This window comes from Aquimarina longa SW024, from assembly GCF_001401755.1.
Lineage (GTDB): Bacteria > Bacteroidota > Bacteroidia > Flavobacteriales > Flavobacteriaceae > Aquimarina > Aquimarina longa.
This window is the reverse complement of sequence record NZ_KQ474107.1, coordinates 51,121-69,441: the sequence shown is the minus strand read 5'-3', so window position 1 is coordinate 69,441 and position 18,321 is coordinate 51,121. Positions and strand designations below refer to the sequence as shown.

The window sequence follows — 18,321 nt, the reverse complement described above, 5'->3', positions numbered from 1 at the left end:
AAACCCTACTACTCATGACTACATCTAATATACGTTTTAGCAGAGTTGATTCTGCTAAATTTTTTAAGACACTGAATAAAAGAGTTAATATCTACTTTAAAGAAAACAATATTAAACGAACAGGAAATTGGCGATTACATCTAAAAACAATCGTTATGTTTTCTCTATTTTTAACTCCTTATTTTTTAATCCTCACTCTTAACATTTCGCAATGGTGGATGTTATTACTCACTATAGTAATGGGAGTAGGAATGGCTGGCGTAGGAATGAATGTAATGCATGATGGTAATCATGGATCATATTCGTCAAAAAAATGGATTAACAAATTAATGGGAGGTAGTATGTATATCCTTGCTGGCAATGTCTACAATTGGCAAGTACAGCATAATGTTCTACACCACACCTACACTAACATCCATGGTCATGATGAGGATATGGATGCTGGTAGAGTTATTCGATTTACGAAACACTCTAAATGGAGACGTTTTCATAAATTTCAACATTATTATTCTATATTCCTATATGGTTTATTAACTTTTAACTGGGCCTTAACAACAGACTTTAAGCAAACTAAAAACTACCTTGCACGTAAGCTTTCTTATGGAAAATTACCTAGCCCTTTAAAACAATGGAGTACGGTAGTGATTACTAAACTGATTTATCTATTAATATGGATTGTAATCCCTATGATTTTTATGTCTATTGCATGGTGGAAAATTTTAATTGGCTTTTTTATAATGCATTATGTTGCAGGGCTGATCTTAAGTGTAGTTTTTCAATTAGCACATATGGTAGAAGAAGCAGCAATGCCCATACCAGATGAGACAGGAACTATGAAAAATACTTGGGCAGTACATCAGTTATTTACTACTGTTAATTTCTCAACAAAAAACAGGTTAGTTAACTGGTTTACAGGTGGACTAAATCACCAAGTAGAACACCATATTTTTCCACATATAAGTCATGTTCACTACACTAAAATTTCTAAGATTGTAAAACAAACTGCTTTAGAATTTAATCTACCATATAATGAATACAAAACCACTCGCAAAGCAATTATTGCCCATTTTAAACATCTAAAAGAAATGGGAATGAAGCCTGCGACTATCTAATTATAACTTTTATTTACCAGATTAAAAATGAGTATACAAACATCAGAAATGGATATCCAATTATCAGACAGAATTAATGCACTTAAAGCATCGGCCACATTAGCAATGGCTGCAAAAGCAAGAGAACTAAAAGCTGAAGGAAAAGATATTATAGGTCTTAGCCTTGGTGAACCAGACTTTAACACTCCTGATTTTATTAAAGAGGCAGCAATCCAAGCTGTAAATGACAACTATAATTCATATACTCCTGTTGATGGATATACTGAGTTAAAAGATGCTATTATCACCAAATTTAAACGTGATAATGATCTCACATATAATCATTCACAAATTGTTGTATCTACAGGAGCTAAACAAGCCCTATATAACATCGCACAAGTCTGCATTAATCCTGGGGATGAAGTTATTTTACCATGCCCATATTGGGTAAGTTATAGCGATATTGTTAAGCTTGCAGGAGGAGTTCCTGTAGAAGTAAAAACCGCTATTGATACTGATTTTAAAATGACTGCCACACAACTTGAAAAGGCTATTACACCAAAAACTAAAATGTTATGGTATAGCTCTCCTTGTAATCCTAGCGGGTCTATCTATAGTAAAGAAGAGTTAAGAGCTTTGGCAGATGTGCTACAAAAACATCCTAATATTGTTGTCGTGAGTGATGAGATATATGAGCACATTAATTACGTAGGAGGTCACGCTTCAATGGCTCAGTTTGAAGACATGTATAACAGAACAGTTACTGTTAATGGAGTTGCTAAGGCTTTTGCTATGACAGGATGGAGAATCGGATATATTGGCGCTCCAACTTCTATTGCACGTGCATGTAATAAAATACAAGGTCAAGTAACTAGTGGAGCTAATTGTATTGCACAGCGAGCAGTAATTACTGCTCTAGAAGCACCTGTAAACAAGATTCAGTACATGGTAGATGAGTTTAAAGAACGAAGAACATTAATATTAAAATTATTATCTGATATTTCTGGATTCGAATGTAATGAACCTGAAGGAGCATTCTATGTATTTCCAGATATTTCACATTATTTTGGAAAAACATTACAAGGACATACTATAGAAAATGCAACAGATTTCTCTATGTTTTTACTAGAAAAAGCTAATGTTGCCACAGTAACTGGTATTGCATTTGGAAATAGTAATTGTATTAGAATTTCGTATGCTGCAAGTACTGAGGAAATTACAGAAGCTGCTAAAAGAATCAAAGAGGCGGTAAGCTAGATTCGAATAGTTTTTAATACTAAAAAACAAAACCGATTATTTTCGAAGTGAAAATAATCGGTTTTGTTTTTTAGCAAATGTTAACTAAATTTTAACTTTTTTTTATAATCAAAAAAAACACTGTACAACACTAAAAATCCGAAATTCGAGTTATACTATACTTAATCCTTAATACTATTTCCAAATAGTATTAGAAATAAAGAACCAACTTAAAACCGACAATCGTATGGATACTTTAGAAAAAGAACGTATCATTACAAAGAATGTTATTGAAATTTTTAAAGAAAATTTTAATGTAACTCAAACAGATGATGAAATCCTTAACATTAAACCCGAGAAAGAATTTTGTTCTAATTGCAATGGATATTACGAATCAATATTAGACATTTTTTTAATTGGAGATATGGATCTAGAAAGTATAAAAGGATCTGTAAAGGATACCATCAAGAAAGTTGCAGAATTATGGGCTATAACCCCGAATTCTTCAGCGACTTGGGAATGGCAAATGCAATAATCCCCCCTTTTCGTCTTTAATTTAGCCTAAATTAAGAATTTCTGTTTCATATACACGAGTACAGGCATTATGAGTTAAAGACGAAAAGTTTTTTATCTATTTCTCCAGAAAAATGGAGTAAGGAGTATTAACACTGTAAAAAGCTCTAACCTTCCTATAAGCATTAAAAAACAACACCACCACTTGCCAAAAGTTGGTAGTACATCAAAATTATTCACCGGGCTTAATTTACCAAAAGCCGGTCCTATATTACCTAAAGAAGAGGCTGCTCCTCCTATTGCAGTTTCAAAATCCAAGCCTAATGCCCCTAATACAACAGAGCCTATAATAAAAGCAAGCATATATAATATAAAAAATGCTAATATATTAAATACTATCTCCTTAGAAACAGCTCTTGTATTATATCGTACTGGCAATACTGCTCTAGGGTGTAATGTTCTTTTAAATTCTAAAATACCATTACGAATAGTAATTATATGCCTCATTACTTTCATACCTCCTGATGTAGACCCAGCTGATCCTCCTAAAAACATAATTCCAAAGAAAAAAACTGTTAAAAAAGGAGTCCACATTGTAAAATCTGCACTTACAAACCCCGTAGTAGTAATAACTGCTATCACCTGAAATAAAGAATGTCGAAAGGCACTCTCTGCTTCTCCCCAAACCATCGGATGATCTATCGATGATATAGAAGGGTCTGCTTTATAATAAACTATCAGTGTAGCAATTATAGTAAATACTACTGTAAATAAAGCATAAAACTTAAACTCCTCATCTTTTATTACTTTCTGGATCTTCCCTTTAAAACCAAAATAACTAAGGACAAAATTCATCCCTGCTAAAAACATAAATAATATGATAATGTATTGTATAATTGGCTGATCATTCCAGTATGCTACACTTGCATTTTTTGTAGAAAATCCTCCTGTAGAGAGTGTACTTAACGCATGATTTATAGCATCAAAAAAATTCATCCCTGCTAACTGCAATAAGATTGTTTCTGCAGCAGTATACCCTACATAAATCAGCCATAATCGCTTTGCTGTATCCGTAATTCTAGGATGTAATTTATCAGCACTAGGGCCTGGAGCTTCTGCTGCAAATAATTGCATCCCTCCTATACCTAATAGAGGTAAAATTGCAATTGCTAATACGATAATCCCCATACCTCCTATCCAATGGGTTAAACTACGCCAAAACAAAACTCCCTTAGGGATAACCTCGATTTCATTAAGAATAGATGCTCCTGTAGTGGTATACCCAGACATAGTTTCAAAAAAGGCATTGGTAAAAGAAGGGATTGCCCCAGAAAACAAATATGGTAAAGTACCACTGAGCGACATAAATATCCAACCAAAGGTCACTACAATATATCCATCACGTTTATTCAACTCTTTTTGATGTGTTCTTGTTAGAAACATCAGTACAACTCCGACAGAAACTGTTGCTAAAGATGCCATCATAATCTCTAGAGTAACTCCATCTTTATAAACAAAACTAATAAGGGTAGCTATTAGCATAAACCCTCCATTACAGAGCAATAAAAGCCCCATAATATGAGATATAATTTTATAATTTAACTTATACATCTAAAGGAATAGCTTTTCGATTTTCTTAATGGATTTAGGTAAACAACAAACTACGACTCGATCTCCTGCCTGAATATAAAAATCTCCTAATGGAATCATTCCATCACCATCTCTAATAACACCCGCAATTATAGCAGAACGAGGAAAATCTAAATCCTTGATTATATTATCACTCACTTCAGAAGTAGGTTTTACAACAAACTCTAACAGCTCTGCATTCATATTATTAAGCTTAGTCATTGCTACAACTTCTCCTTTTCTTATGAACCTAAAAATGTTATTGGCAGCTAAAAGTTTTTTATTAATTAAGGTGTCTATTCCTATAGAGTGTGAAAGTTGAAAATAATCCATATTTTCTACCAGTGCAATTGTTTTCCTTACTCCCTTAGATTTAGCAACCAAACAAGACATTATATTGGTCTCTGAATTACCGGTTACAGCTATAAAAGCATCCATCCCATCAATTCCTTCTTCTTGTAATAATTCTACATTTCGCCCATCACCATTGATTATCAGGGCACCAGGAAGGTCATCTGCAAGGTCAAAGGACTTATCTTTATCTTTTTCAATGAGTTTTACTCTAAATTTATGATCACAAAGATCTTTAGACGTTTTAAAACCGATCTTACTACCTCCTAAGATCATTACATTTTTTATCTGTTCCTTAACTTTTCCTGTTAATTTATAGAGTTCTTCTACGCCTCCTTTAGATGTTACAAAATATACTTGATCCCCTTCTTTAAATCTAGTATCCCCTCTGGGTATTAAAGTATACTGAGTACCATAACGCTGAATTGCAATAGGCATAAAATGAAGTTCAGGAAATACTTCTGCTGCTTCTCTTACTGATTTCCCTACAAACAAAGCTTGTTTAGACAAGGTTGTTCCCACCATAGTTAATGCGCCATTTTCGAACTCATAACTATTATGAAATGCTGATTGATTAAGAAGTAACTCTATTTCACAAGCAGCAAGTGCTTCTGGAGAAATTAACTCATCTATCCCAAACTTGATAAATCCTACTTCTTCTTTATTTTCTATAAATTCTGTATTAGATATTCTAGCAATAGTACGCTTAGCTCCAAGCTGTTTAGCTAATACACATATCGTAATATTAGTAGTCTCACTAGAAGTCACACTAATTACCATATCAACGCTATCTACTCTTGCTTCTTTTAAAATAGCAATTGAAGTAGAATCTCCTTTAATAACTCTAATATCTAAATGAGTATCTGCGTAATTAAGACATTCCTTATCTGTATCTATAAGTGTAATATCCTGAGACTCAAAAGAGAGTAATTTTGCCAAATGAAATCCGACTTCGCCTGCACCGGCTATTATGATTTTCATTGGTATTGTTTATTGTTTTCCATCTAGAGATAAAATAAAATAAGATCAAATACTATATCCTAAAAAGCGACTAATAAGTAATGTCTTAAAAATATAAAAGAGTACAAAGATAATGTAAATTGACTAACTGATAAAATTTGATTATCTCTAACTTAATTCAAATCTATTCTAACTATCAATATCAAAAATGTATATTTGCCTAAATTTTTTTTTAATGTCAGAAAAAATAACTCCATATAACGACAACACCAGATCTAAAAAAGAACAGGTAGCTGAAATGTTTGATACAATTTCAGAGAATTATGACGGACTTAATCGTGTTATTTCTTTCGGAATCGATGTAAAATGGCGTAAAAAAGTAGTCCAACTTGTTAAAAGAACGCATCCAAAAAAGATATTGGATGTTGCAACAGGAACGGGAGATCTTGCTATTAATTTAGCAAAAACAGGAGCTTCAGAAATTATTGGTCTTGATATTTCTGCTGGTATGCTAGAAGTAGGAAAACATAAAGTTACTGCAAAAAAATTGGACACCATTATTAATATGGTACAAGCGGATAGTGAAAACTTACCATATGAAGAAAATTATTTTGATGCTATAACTGTAGCTTTTGGCGTACGAAATTTTGAGAATTTAGAAAAAGGGCTTTTAGAGATATTAAGGGTACTTAAACCTGGAGGTATTTTTATTATTTTAGAAACCTCTATTCCTACCAAAACGCCTTATAAACAAGGATACAAGTTGTACACTAAAAGATTACTCCCTCTTATAGGAAGATTATTTTCTAAAGACAAATTAGCATATTCTTATCTAAGTGAAAGTGCTGCCGCTTTTCCTTATGGAGAAGCATTCAACAATATTTTGAGAAAAATCGGGTTTATAGAAGTCAAAGACAACCCACAAACTTTTGGTGTTGCTACAATTTATACGGCTACAAAATAATTAAGAAGCCGATAATAAAGTAATAACACTAAATAATAAAGTTGTAAAACCATACAAAAGGTTAATTTTAATTATAGATGAAAAGAGTATTTATCTTAATCGTAGTTTTAATATGCACTCAAAACATGAGTGCACAATTATTTTCTAAAGAAAAAGTGCAAAACTTGCAAAACTTCGACAAACCAAGATTTAGCTATGGCTATATCCTTGGATTTAACAATTATGATTTTAATTTTGATTACACGGCTGATGCTTCTGATACAGACATTATACATAAAAGCTCTTTTGGTTTTAATGTTGGGTTATTAGGGAATCTGAGAATTAATGATTATTTAGATCTTAGATTAGAACCAATGGTTATCTTTAACACAAGAAATTTAAAATTTTCAGGACCACAATTTACTTCTAGTTTTGAATCTGATAGAGAGGTAAACTCAACATATGTACACGTTCCTTTACTGTTAAAAATATCGACTAAAAGGATTAATAACATTAAACCATTTATAATTGGAGGAGTTTCTACATCTATCAATTTATCAAGTAACCAAAATAACCCTGATGATAATAGCCAAGGGCAGTTTAGAATGAAAACCAACACCAATTATTATGAAATTGGATTTGGAATAGATCTATACTTATATTATTTTAAGTTTACACCATCCATCAGAGGCGTATTTGCAATGTCTGATGAACTAGTAAAAGACAAAGATCTCAATAGTCCATACACTTCTACTATTGATAAAATGTCAACACGAGGGGTTTTTATAAACTTTACTTTTCAATAATCCATTTTTAGGATCTTTTAAATTCACTAAGTATAATAGCTGTAGCTGTAGCTACATTGAGGCTTTCTGTTTGTTGATCTGATCCGAATTGTGGTATCGTTATTTTATCTTTAATAAGATTTTCAATATCCATAGAAATTCCATTTGCCTCATTACCCATTACAATAATTCCTTCTTTGGGCAACTTCTCATCGTAGACAGAATTTCCATCCATAAATGTTCCAAAAACTCGTGAATTTAAGGTTTTATGCATTAAGAATTCTCTTAAATCAACATAACTAATATTTACTCTGGTAATCGATCCCATTGTTGCCTGGATCACTTTTGGGTTATAACAATCTACTGTTTGCATAGAACACACTAAGTTTTTTACATCAAACCAATCACACAAACGGATTATAGTCCCTAAATTACCAGGATCTCTCACATCATCTAACGCTAAAACTAATCCTTCTGATTTTATCTCAGACACCTCTGGTGTATAAAACACTGCTAATGCAACCTGAGGAGTTGTTAAAAAACTTATTTGTTTTAACTCTTCTTCGGTTACATTATACATAGGCATCCCAATATTATCAAAATTAGAAGAGTCTAAAGTAAATAGAGAATGTAACCTTAGATTAGCCTCGAGCAATTCTTTTATCACTTTTTTACCCTCTGCAACAAACAATCCATGTTGCTTTCGGTATTTTTTTTGATATAAACTTCTTATTAGCTTCTTTTGGTTTTTACTAACCATACAAATAGTGTATTTTTGGATCAATAATAAATAAAGGTTGAAAGATTTTCTGACAAAAATATTATTAATTACTATAACTACCACTTTTTTATTTTCGTGTAACGCGGTAAAAAAAGTTCCGGAAAAAAAAATTTTACTAGACAGTAATAAAATTTTTGTTGATAGTACTAAAATTAAAGATCCCAAACTATATGATTTATTATACCAAAAACCTAATATCAAACTTTTAGGAATCCCAATTAGATTACACATCTATAATCTAGCTCGAATAAATCAAGATTCATTATATAAAGATTGGCTAACAAGAAAACCTAAACGAGAAAAACGAATTACTAATTTTCTTTCTAAAAAACAAGTAGACCGATTAGGGGTAGGATTATCACGAATCAATGAATGGCTAAAAAGTATTGGAGAACCTCCTTCTATTATTAATGAATCTAAAATAAAACGTTCTATAAGAAAACTACAATCTCATTACTGGAATAATGGATGGTTTAATGTTAAAGCTGATTATAAAATAAACACTTTAAATAACAAGACTGCAACAGTAGAATATTATATAAAACCAAATAGACCTTATTTTATTGATTCTCTACACACTACTATAGTATCTAAAGTTGCTGATTCTATCTATAAACTTAACAAAGAGAAATCTACTATCATTTCGGGAAAACAATACAAAACATTAGATATTGAAACAGAAAGAGATCGACTCACATATTTATATAGAAATTCTGGTTTATTTCATTTCGAAAAAGAATTTATCAAATTTGATGCAGACACCATCGGTACAGACCATAAAGTAAATTTAAATTTACTAATAAAAAATCGATCTATAACATCCGGAGATTCGATCAACAGACCTCCATTTAAAATTCATAAAATAAGTACCGTTAATATCTATACAGATTATTCTTATCAAAATCGAAATAAGCAGATTAAAGATAGTACTTCTTATAAAGGATATAACATTTATGCTTTTGAAAAAATAAAATATACTCGCAGATCACTTACTAATGCTGTTCTAATTACTCCTGGAGAAGTTTTTAGAGACAATGATCGTACACTTACTTATAATCAAATTAATAATTTAAAAACGTTTAAATATCCAAATATAAAATACGAAGTTGATCCTAATGACTCTACCAAAGAGAGTCTTATAGCAAACATCTTACTTACCCCTAGAAAAAAATACAGTACTGGTATAGATTTTGACGCTTCTACATCAAATATTCAAACATTTGGAATTGGATTTGGAGGATCATTATTAATTCGAAATGTTTTTGGAGGAGCTGAAATTTTAGAAATTTCAGGTCGAGGAAGTATAGGTTCCTCTAGTGATGTAATAGATGTAGGTGAAAAATTCTTTAACATATCAGAAGTAGGAATAGATGTAAAACTATCATTCCCAAAAATACTTTTCCCATTCAGAACTCATAAAATCATTCCTAAACATATGTCACCGACCACTAATCTTATTTTTGGGATGAATGCTCAAGAAAATATTGGTCTAGATAGACAAAATGCTACGGGTGTATTTAATTACTTATGGAAACCAAATAAAACAGTAACCAACCAGATAGATTTTATCAACATACAATATGTCAGAAATCTTAATACTAGTAATTATTTTAACATTTATAACAACTCATTTGATAAGGTAAACACCATTGCAAGACAAGTTCTTGAAGCAGATTCACCTTTCTTTACCCAACCAATTACAGGAGTTCCCACGACAAACAACGCTTTACTACGAATACCTGATGGAATAAATCAGTTTATTTTTGAATCTCTTTTTACATCTAATATTGATTTATCTCAAGGTCAGTATAATGAAATTCAAAATATCCTAGAACGTAAAACTCGGCTAACAGATGACAATCTAATTTTTGCATCAAACTATACCTATACCAAAAACAATAGAGAAAACCTTTATGACGAAAGCTACTCTAGGTTTAGAGCTAAAATTGAATTTGCTGGTAATACCTTGAGTGCAATTTCTAATGTCTCAAAAATTAAAAAAAACTCTGCCGGGCGTTTTGATATTTTTGGTGTTGAATTCTCTCAATATGCTAAAACAGAATTAGATTACATAAAGCACTGGGATTTAGGAAGAAAAACTGTAGTTGCTTTTAGAGCATTTACAGGTATAGCATTACCCTATGGCAATGCTAATAGTATTCCATTTACAAAAAGTTTCTTTGGGGGGGGACCTAATGACAACAGAGCATGGCGTGTTTATGATTTAGGACCAGGGAGTACCGGAGGAAGAGATGAATTCAATGAAGGAAATATGAAAATTGCATTCAATACAGAATATAGATATAATATTTTAGGATCACTTAATGGAGCTCTTTTTATAGATGCTGGAAACATTTGGAATGTTTTAGATAATTTAGAAGATGAAGATGCCGTTTTTTCTGGATTAAAAGATCTAAAAGAAATTGCAATAGGAAGTGGTTTTGGGTTTCGATATGATTTTAACTTCTTTGTTCTAAGATTAGATGTAGGATTCAAGACATTTAACCCTGCTAATGATCAAGATAATAGATGGTTTAAAGGATATAATTTTTCCAAAGCCATTTACAATTTTGGAATCAACTACCCTTTTTAACAAATTAATAGTATTATTTATACTTTTTTATCATAAAAACACTTATACATTAAAGATAACTCTAAAGAAGCACTTCTGATTTTTAATCATTTGGTTTACGTATAATTTTACTATTTTTGTAACCTTATAAACCAAAACTAAATTATGAGTCACAACATCAAACCAGGGGTTGCTACAGGAGACGAGGTACAAACAATTTTTAAATATGCAAAAGAAAAAAGTTTTGCTTTACCTGCAGTTAATGTAATAGGTTCTAATTCGATCAATACTGTTTTAGAAACTGCAGCAGAATTAAATTCTCCAGTAATTATTCAATTCTCTAATGGTGGAGCACAGTTTAACGCTGGAAAAGGTCTATCTAATGAAAATCAAAAATCAGCTATAGCAGGAGCTATTGCAGGGGCAAAACATGTTCATTTGATGGCGGAAGCCTATGGAGTCCCAGTTATTTTGCATACTGACCACTGTGCAAAAAAATTACTCCCTTGGATTGACGGTTTATTAGATGCCGGAGAAGCATTTTATAAAGAAACAGGAAAACCATTATACAGCTCTCATATGATTGATCTATCTGAAGAATCAATCGAAGAAAATATCGAAATCTGTAAAGAATACCTAGCTCGTATGAGTAAAATGGGAATGACTTTGGAAATCGAACTAGGAATTACTGGTGGTGAAGAAGATGGTGTAGATAATAGTGATGTAGATGATTCTAAATTATATACCCAACCCGAAGAAGTTGCTTATGCTTATGAAGAATTAAGCAAGGTAAGTAATAAATTTACTGTAGCTGCAGCTTTTGGTAATGTTCATGGAGTATATAAACCTGGTAATGTGAAATTAACTCCAAAGATTCTTAAAAATTCTCAAGAATTTATTTCAAAGAAATATAATGTTGAAGATAACCACATTGATTTTGTATTTCATGGAGGGAGTGGTTCTACTCTTGAAGAAATCAGAGAAGCAATTGGCTATGGTGTTATTAAAATGAATATTGACACCGATCTTCAATTTGCTTTTAATGAAGGAATCCGTGATTATATGGTAAACAATATTGAATACCTAAAGACACAAATAGGAAATCCTGAAGGATCAGAAGAACCTAATAAAAAATATTACGATCCTAGAAAATGGTTACGAGAAGGAGAAATCACCTTTAAAAACCGTCTTAAAAAGGCATTCGAAGATTTAAATAGTGTAAATACATTATAAAGGATACTGAAAACCAAAGCTAAAACTTCTTATTAGGAAGTTTTAGCTTTTTTTAATACAACAATTTTATGGCTTGGTTTAAGAGAACGCAAAAAGGTATACAAACAGCTACTGAAGACAAAAAAGATGTTCCTAAAGGACTTTGGTACAAATCTCCTACAGGAAAAATTGTAGATGCAGAACAACTTGAAAAAAACTTTTATGTAAGTCCGGAAGACGGATACCATGTAAGAATAGGTAGTAAAGAGTATTTTGAAATCTTATTTGATGACAACAAGTACACAGAACTCGACAAAAACATTACCTCTAGAGATCCTCTTAAATTCGAAGACAAGAAGAAATATGTTGATCGCCTTAAAGATGCCCAAGAAAAAACAAATCTAAAAGATGCTGTAAGAACAGCTGTAGGAAAATCCCAAGGGAACGACCTAGTCATTGCCTGTATGGATTTTGCTTTTATTGGAGGTTCTATGGGAAGTGTTGTAGGTGAAAAAATTTCACGAGCAGCCAGTTATTCTTTAAAACATAAGATCCCTTTAATGATTATCTCTAAATCAGGAGGTGCTCGTATGATGGAAGCTGCATTATCATTAATGCAATTAGCAAAGACATCAGCAAAATTAGCGCAATTAGCAGATGCTAACATACCGTATATCTCATTATGTACAGATCCTACTACTGGAGGTACAACTGCTTCTTTTGCCATGTTAGGGGATATTAATATTGGCGAGCCCGGAGCATTGATAGGGTTTGCCGGACCTCGTGTTGTAAGAGATACCACAGGAAAAGAATTACCCGAAGGTTTCCAAACAGCAGAATTCTTAAAAGAACATGGTTTTTTAGACTTTATAACGCCAAGACATGAATTAAAACAAAAAGTGAATTTATATTTAAATCTTATTCTAAACAGACCTTTAGTAAACTAACATTTATCTTTTTTTTGTATTAAATATATTTCTAATACAAAAAATACTATATTTGCAGGCTGATAGTAAAGTACTATTAATACATAAAAATCATTTAAATAATATTGGAATGTATCTAACAAAAGAGATTAAAGAAGAAATTTTTGCAAAACACGGTAAAGGAAAGAATGACAGTGGTTCTGCAGAAGGTCAAATTGCATTATTCACACACAGAATTACTCATCTAACTGAACATTTAAAGAAGAATCGTAAAGATTTTAACACGGAACGTTCTTTAGTAAAGTTAGTAGGTAAACGAAGAGACTTATTAGATTATCTTATTAAAAAAGATATCTTAAGATATCGTGCAATAGTAAAAGAATTAGGATTAAGAAAATAATCAAAAAAAAGAGGCTTTATGCCTCTTTTTTTAATTATAATGGAATTTTAAAATTTCAAATAAAAACATTCGCACTTCACTAGAGTTCGAATGATGCCTTAGTTTTTCATTGGTCGCGCAATTACAACAACAACACAACCTTGTCCGTCCGAGTAAGACGGAAACCAATGTTTAACAAAACATAGCTACTTTAAAATATATTAAAAAAGTTGGTATGTTTAGAATCAAAAAAAAATATGATTCCAAAAGTTTACAAAGAGGTCATAGACCTTGGTGATGGTAGAGAAATCTCTATCGAAACCGGAAAATTAGCAAAGCAAGCTCATGGATCTGTAGTTGTACAATCTGGCAAATGTATGTTACTATGTACAGTTGTTTCAAATTACAAACAAAGTGATGTAGATTTCCTTCCTTTAACGGTAGATTACAGAGAAAAATTTGCAGCTGCTGGTCGTTATCCAGGTGGTTTCTTCAAAAGAGAAGCAAGACCAAGTGACGGTGAAGTCTTAACAATGCGTCTTGTAGATCGAGTATTACGACCATTATTCCCAAAAGACTACCATGCAGAAACACAAGTAATGATTCAATTGATGTCTCATGATGAAAATGTTATGCCTGATGCAATGGCTGGATTGGCAGCATCTGCAGCAATACAATTATCTGATTTCCCTTTTGAATGCGCTATTTCAGAAGCACGTGTAGGTCGTATCAATGGTGAATTTATCATCAATCCAACAAGAGCACAATTAGAAGAATCAGACATCGATATGATGATTGGTGCCTCTGCAGATTCTGTTATGATGGTTGAAGGTGAGATGGATGAGATTTCTGAAGAAGAAATGGTAGAAGCTATTAAGTTCGCTCATGAGGCTATTAAAATTCAATGTGCGGCTCAACTTAAATTAGCGGAAGCCTTTGGAAAAAAGGAGACTCGTGAATATGATCCTGAAAGAGAAGATGAAGAATTAGCTAAGAAAATTCATGATATGGCATATGATAAAGTATATGCTGTTGCAAAAGCTGGGTCTTCTAAACAAGAACGAGGATTAGCTTTTTCAGAAATAAAAGAAGAAATAACAGCTACTTTTTCTGAAGAAGAATTAGAGGATTTTGGAGATTTAGTATCAAAATATTTTTACAAAGCGGAAAAAACTGCTATTCGTGACCTTACTTTAAATGAAGGGTTACGTCTGGATGGTCGTAAGACTGATGAAATCAGACCAATTTGGTGTGAAGTTGATTATTTACCTTCTACTCATGGCTCAGCAATATTTACTAGAGGAGAAACACAAGCATTAGCAACCGTAACTTTAGGAACTTCTAGAGAAGCTAACCAAATAGACATGCCTTCGTATGAAGGAGAAGAAACATTCTATTTACATTACAATTTCCCTCCTTTTTCTACTGGAGAAGCTAGACCGATACGAGGAACTTCTCGTAGAGAAGTAGGACATGGAAACTTAGCACAACGTGCACTAAAAGGAATGATTCCTGCGGATTGCCCATATACCGTAAGAGTTGTATCAGAAGTATTAGAATCTAATGGTTCTTCTTCTATGGCAACTGTATGTTCTGGTACTATGGCACTAATGGATGCAGGTGTACAATTAAAAAAACCGGTTTCTGGTATCGCTATGGGATTAATTTCTGATGGTGACACAGGAAAATATGCTGTTTTATCTGATATTTTAGGTGATGAAGATCATTTAGGAGATATGGATTTTAAAGTAACAGGTACTGCTGATGGTATTACTGCTTGCCAAATGGATATTAAAGTAAAAGGTCTTTCTTACGAAATTTTAGTAAATGCATTAAAACAAGCTGCAGATGGTCGTTTACATATTCTTGGAAAATTAACCGATACTATTACAACTCCTAATACAGATGTAAAAGCACATGCTCCAAAAATGGTTACCAGAACAATTCCTGGAGACTACATCGGAGCTTTAATTGGTCCTGGAGGTAAAGTAATTCAAGAATTACAAAAAACTACAGGTACAACTATTGTTATCAATGAAGATCCTGTTACCGAAGAAGGATTGGTAGAAATTCTAGGTACAGGTCAAGAAGGTATTGATGCAGTATTAGCAAAAATTGACTCTATTACTTTCAAACCTGCAGTAGGTAGCGTATATGAAGTAAAAGTAATCAAAATGCTAGATTTTGGAGCTGTAGTAGAATATATGGAAGCTCCTGGAAACGAAGTTTTACTTCATGTTTCAGAATTAGCTTGGGAACGTACAGAAAATGTTAGTGATGTTGTTAACATGGGTGATATTTTTGATGTTAAATATTTTGGAATTGACTCCAGAACACGTAAAGAAAAAGTTTCTAGAAAAGCTTTATTACCTAGACCTCCTAGACCAGAAGGAGAAAAATCTAGAGATGATAAACCTAGAGGAGACAGAAAACCAAGACCAAATAAAAGAGAAGAATAATTTTATTTATTATCTTATCTATAAAAAAAGGTAGTGTCCAATAAACTGTGTAAATAAAAATTAGGCGGGTTTTAAAACCCGCCTAATTTTTTTTGTTTAATTTTAATAACACAGTTTTCTTATGGAAGATTTAAAGAAACAATTTTTAGAAAGTGGCTTACTGGATGGTTTAAAGACCGAAGCCGAGTTAACCAGTTTATTAAAACAGCTTCACAGTACTGCTTTAGAATCAATGTTGCAGGGAGAACTTGATGCTCACTTGGGTTATCCCAAGAATGCCAAGAACCTTACCAGTAATGCTCGAAACGGAACCACTAGTAAACAGGTCAAGACTGAATTTGGTAAAAGCCAGATTACGATTCCTAGAGATCGTCAAGGTAGTTTTGAACCTATTGTGGTGCCTAAACACAAAAGCAACTCCTTATCAGTTGAAAACATAGTGATCTCTCTTTATGCTAAAGGAATGAGTGTTTCTGATATTGAAGATGAGTTGCAAGAAATCTACGGATTTAAACTCTCTACTTCAGCGATTTCAATTATTACTGATAGGGTTAATCAACACGTTCTAGATTGGCAGAACAGGCCTTTAGAGAATGTGTATTGCGTGGTGTGGATGGATGGTATTGTCTTTAAGGTTAGACAAGCTGGAAAAGTAATAAACAAAACCATTTATCTAGCCGTTGGGCTTAATCGAGAAGGTCGTAAAGAGCTCATGGGAATGTGGCTTGGACATAATGAGTCTGCTGCATTTTGGCAAGGCGTACTTACTGATATGAAAGCTCGTGGGGTAGAGGACATTTTGGTGACTGTAACAGATAATCTTAATGGCTTTACTCAATCTATCAAAAACGTATTCCCAACAGCAGATACTCAGGTCTGTGTAGTGCATCAAATACGCAATAGTGCACGTTATGTAGTCTGGAAAGACAAAAAAGAATTTACTGGAGATATGAAGCATATTTACAATGCTCCAAATAAAGAAATGGCCAAAGTAGAACTAGATCGATTCGCAGAAAAATGGAATGACAAATATCCTTATGCGGTGCAATCCTGGCAAAGAAACTGGGAGGAACTCACTGTATTTTTTGACTTCCCAATAGAGATCAGAAAGATTATTTACACCACCAATCTTATCGAAAACCTTAATGGTAAAATCAGAAAGTACACTAAAAATAAAATGGCATTCCCAACAGATGATGCCCTCAAAAAATCAGTATATCTAGCATTAATGCAGAGTACTAAAAAGTGGACAGCTCCAATACCCAATTGGGGATTAATACTTAATCAGTTCTTAACTATATATGAAAAACGGGTTCAACTATAAAAAGTTAAACCCGCTGAAATTTTATTTACACAAAATTATGGATACTGTCTAAAAAAAGCGCTTTCAACATGTTGAAAGCGCTTTTTTATTAGCCTACTAATAAGAATAGTATCATACCTCTTCATTTTCTGAAACTTCAGGTATTTCTACTTCTCTTGCTATCTCTTCTACTTCTACTATCTCTTCATTAATAGTATTCGATTTTATAGATTTAAACCTTTCTAACTGCTCTTCTTCTCCTGTAAAATATGGGAAAACATCCATAATTGGAGATTCTGAAATAGCAGGTATTGTATAATCACCCATAGTATTTTGCATCACACTAGTTGTATGATCAAATGCTTCCTTTACATCATTAGCCTGTACCAATAAGTAGATATTCGACTTTCTTTCTTTACCACTCTCTTCATCATAAGCAACTAAAGAAACTTTTGATTTAAACCAGCGATCACAATTCTCAAATGGGTGTATCTCAGCAAAATTAGCAACTTTTATATTCGTGATTTTAAACTCCTCACTAATATACGCTGACATCTCTTCGTTAATTCTGGTTTCGGCTTCTGTATAAGATAAAGCATCCACCAAATAAGGTTCTGTAGTAACTTTTTGTACTCCAGAATCATTTAATTTTCTATATTTTACTTTACACTCGTACCAAGTAATATTCATATCTTTTTTTTAGGCATCAAATATATATTTTTAAAAAAAACCTAACTATGAATCGATATAATAGATATTCACAATTTAAAAATCATATCGTACAATAAAACACTTATTAAATGTTTATCGACTATTCATTTGTTTTATTATCTTTGGTTAGCACCTAATAGATGGGTCATACCATTATACTACCTATATATGATGTTCATTTTGAAAAATAAGACCGACTTATAATAATCATTATAAAATGAGTAAAACTACAAATTTTCATCTCCATCAATCTATCTATCTATTGCATAGTGTAGCAAAGTATATTAATATAAAATCTCCTTTTTCATAATACCCTCAATTTAATTAGCTTCATTTTTTAGATTTAAATTCTCATACTATTAATTTTGTTCTTTTGAATGCAAGCAGCAGACAACAAAATCTTAGTATTTAAAACTATATACATTTATTAATCAAAAATCTGTATCATAACAATCTAAAGATAAAATAGT

Annotated in this window: 15 protein-coding genes; 11 read left to right on the top strand and 4 right to left on the bottom strand. The window is 32.2% G+C overall.

Annotated elements, in window-relative coordinates:
- Positions 1 to 14 precede the first annotated feature (14 nt).
- From N456_RS22375 to N456_RS22365, 3 genes are all read left to right on the top strand, one after another.
- Positions 15 to 1,112, top strand: a complete 1,098-nt coding sequence (locus tag N456_RS22375; RefSeq protein ID WP_062062429.1) for a fatty acid desaturase family protein — start codon at positions 15 to 17, stop codon at positions 1,110 to 1,112.
- Between the two features lie 48 nt (positions 1,113 to 1,160).
- Positions 1,161 to 2,348 (top strand): pyridoxal phosphate-dependent aminotransferase, encoded by a 1,188-nt coding sequence (locus N456_RS22370; protein WP_062062543.1) that lies wholly within the window; start codon positions 1,161 to 1,163, stop codon positions 2,346 to 2,348.
- Positions 2,349 to 2,574: 226 nt separating this feature from the next.
- The gene (locus tag N456_RS22365) at positions 2,575 to 2,862 is read left to right on the top strand and encodes a hypothetical protein (protein ID WP_062062426.1); all 288 of its coding nucleotides are present in this window, start codon (positions 2,575 to 2,577) and stop codon (positions 2,860 to 2,862) included.
- A gap of 92 nt (positions 2,863 to 2,954) precedes the next feature.
- On the opposite strand, the gene N456_RS22360 is transcribed toward N456_RS22365, so the two are convergent.
- Together N456_RS22360 and trkA are read right to left on the bottom strand one after the other, a co-directional pair.
- Positions 2,955 to 4,451, bottom strand: coding sequence for a TrkH family potassium uptake protein (locus N456_RS22360; protein WP_062062424.1), 1,497 nt, complete (start codon positions 4,449 to 4,451; stop codon positions 2,955 to 2,957).
- Positions 4,452 to 5,801 (bottom strand): Trk system potassium transporter TrkA, encoded by a 1,350-nt coding sequence (gene trkA, locus N456_RS22355; RefSeq protein WP_062062421.1) that lies wholly within the window; start codon positions 5,799 to 5,801, stop codon positions 4,452 to 4,454.
- A 214-nt stretch (positions 5,802 to 6,015) separates the two neighbouring features.
- Between trkA and ubiE the strand changes: the two genes are divergently transcribed.
- The gene (ubiE, locus tag N456_RS22350; RefSeq protein ID WP_062062418.1) at positions 6,016 to 6,744 is read left to right on the top strand and encodes a bifunctional demethylmenaquinone methyltransferase/2-methoxy-6-polyprenyl-1,4-benzoquinol methylase UbiE; all 729 of its coding nucleotides are present in this window, start codon (positions 6,016 to 6,018) and stop codon (positions 6,742 to 6,744) included.
- Between the two features lie 77 nt (positions 6,745 to 6,821).
- Positions 6,822 to 7,529, top strand: coding sequence for a type IX secretion/gliding motility protein PorT/SprT (porT, locus tag N456_RS22345; RefSeq protein ID WP_062062415.1), 708 nt, complete (start codon positions 6,822 to 6,824; stop codon positions 7,527 to 7,529).
- 7 nt (positions 7,530 to 7,536) lie between these two features.
- Here porT and N456_RS22340 read toward each other — a convergent pair whose 3' ends face one another.
- The gene (locus tag N456_RS22340) at positions 7,537 to 8,268 is read right to left on the bottom strand and encodes a TrmH family RNA methyltransferase (protein ID WP_062062540.1); all 732 of its coding nucleotides are present in this window, start codon (positions 8,266 to 8,268) and stop codon (positions 7,537 to 7,539) included.
- A 37-nt stretch (positions 8,269 to 8,305) separates the two neighbouring features.
- Here N456_RS22340 and tamL point away from each other — a divergent pair, with 37 nt between their 5' ends.
- The 6 genes from tamL (at position 8,306) to N456_RS22310 (ending at position 17,161) form a co-directional block, all read left to right on the top strand.
- Entirely contained in the window at positions 8,306 to 10,882 is a 2,577-nt protein-coding gene (gene tamL / locus N456_RS22335) for a translocation and assembly module lipoprotein TamL (protein ID WP_062062411.1), read from the top strand.
- Positions 10,883 to 11,026: 144 nt separating this feature from the next.
- A complete protein-coding gene (fbaA, locus tag N456_RS22330; protein ID WP_062062408.1) occupies positions 11,027 to 12,094 on the top strand; it encodes a class II fructose-bisphosphate aldolase in 1,068 nt (355 codons plus the stop codon).
- Between the two features lie 68 nt (positions 12,095 to 12,162).
- On the top strand, positions 12,163 to 13,020 hold the full coding sequence (gene accD / locus N456_RS22325; protein WP_062062405.1) for an acetyl-CoA carboxylase, carboxyltransferase subunit beta: 858 nt from the start codon (positions 12,163 to 12,165) through the stop codon (positions 13,018 to 13,020).
- Between the two features lie 109 nt (positions 13,021 to 13,129).
- Positions 13,130 to 13,399, top strand: coding sequence for a 30S ribosomal protein S15 (gene rpsO, locus N456_RS22320; protein ID WP_062062537.1), 270 nt, complete (start codon positions 13,130 to 13,132; stop codon positions 13,397 to 13,399).
- A gap of 236 nt (positions 13,400 to 13,635) precedes the next feature.
- Positions 13,636 to 15,837, top strand: a complete 2,202-nt coding sequence (locus N456_RS22315; protein ID WP_062062402.1) for a polyribonucleotide nucleotidyltransferase — start codon at positions 13,636 to 13,638, stop codon at positions 15,835 to 15,837.
- Between the two features lie 121 nt (positions 15,838 to 15,958).
- Positions 15,959 to 17,161 (top strand): IS256 family transposase, encoded by a 1,203-nt coding sequence (locus N456_RS22310; protein WP_062054977.1) that lies wholly within the window; start codon positions 15,959 to 15,961, stop codon positions 17,159 to 17,161.
- 111 nt (positions 17,162 to 17,272) lie between these two features.
- Here the strand turns inward: N456_RS22310 and N456_RS22305 are convergent, their stop codons facing one another.
- A complete protein-coding gene (locus N456_RS22305; RefSeq protein ID WP_062062399.1) occupies positions 17,273 to 17,830 on the bottom strand; it encodes a DUF4494 domain-containing protein in 558 nt (185 codons plus the stop codon).
- Between the last annotated feature and the right edge of the window lie 491 nt (positions 17,831 to 18,321).

Bases quoted from the DNA above. Each gene is read 5' to 3' on its own strand.
- fbaA (WP_062062408.1), top strand. From the start codon at position 11,027: ATGAGTCACAACATCAAACCAGGGGTTGCTACAGGAGACGAGGTACAA.
- N456_RS22315 (WP_062062402.1), top strand. From the start codon at position 13,636: ATGATTCCAAAAGTTTACAAAGAGGTCATAGACCTTGGTGATGGTAGA.
- accD (WP_062062405.1), top strand. From the start codon at position 12,163: ATGGCTTGGTTTAAGAGAACGCAAAAAGGTATACAAACAGCTACTGAA.
- N456_RS22340 (WP_062062540.1), bottom strand. From the start codon at position 8,268: ATGGTTAGTAAAAACCAAAAGAAGCTAATAAGAAGTTTATATCAAAAA.
- N456_RS22305 (WP_062062399.1), bottom strand. From the start codon at position 17,830: ATGAATATTACTTGGTACGAGTGTAAAGTAAAATATAGAAAATTAAAT.
- rpsO (WP_062062537.1), top strand. From the start codon at position 13,130: ATGTATCTAACAAAAGAGATTAAAGAAGAAATTTTTGCAAAACACGGT.
- trkA (WP_062062421.1), bottom strand. From the start codon at position 5,801: ATGAAAATCATAATAGCCGGTGCAGGCGAAGTCGGATTTCATTTGGCA.
- N456_RS22375 (WP_062062429.1), top strand. From the start codon at position 15: ATGACTACATCTAATATACGTTTTAGCAGAGTTGATTCTGCTAAATTT.
- N456_RS22360 (WP_062062424.1), bottom strand. From the start codon at position 4,451: ATGTATAAGTTAAATTATAAAATTATATCTCATATTATGGGGCTTTTA.
- N456_RS22310 (WP_062054977.1), top strand. From the start codon at position 15,959: ATGGAAGATTTAAAGAAACAATTTTTAGAAAGTGGCTTACTGGATGGT.
- N456_RS22370 (WP_062062543.1), top strand. From the start codon at position 1,161: ATGGATATCCAATTATCAGACAGAATTAATGCACTTAAAGCATCGGCC.
- N456_RS22365 (WP_062062426.1), top strand. From the start codon at position 2,575: ATGGATACTTTAGAAAAAGAACGTATCATTACAAAGAATGTTATTGAA.
- porT (WP_062062415.1), top strand. From the start codon at position 6,822: ATGAAAAGAGTATTTATCTTAATCGTAGTTTTAATATGCACTCAAAAC.
- ubiE (WP_062062418.1), top strand. From the start codon at position 6,016: ATGTCAGAAAAAATAACTCCATATAACGACAACACCAGATCTAAAAAA.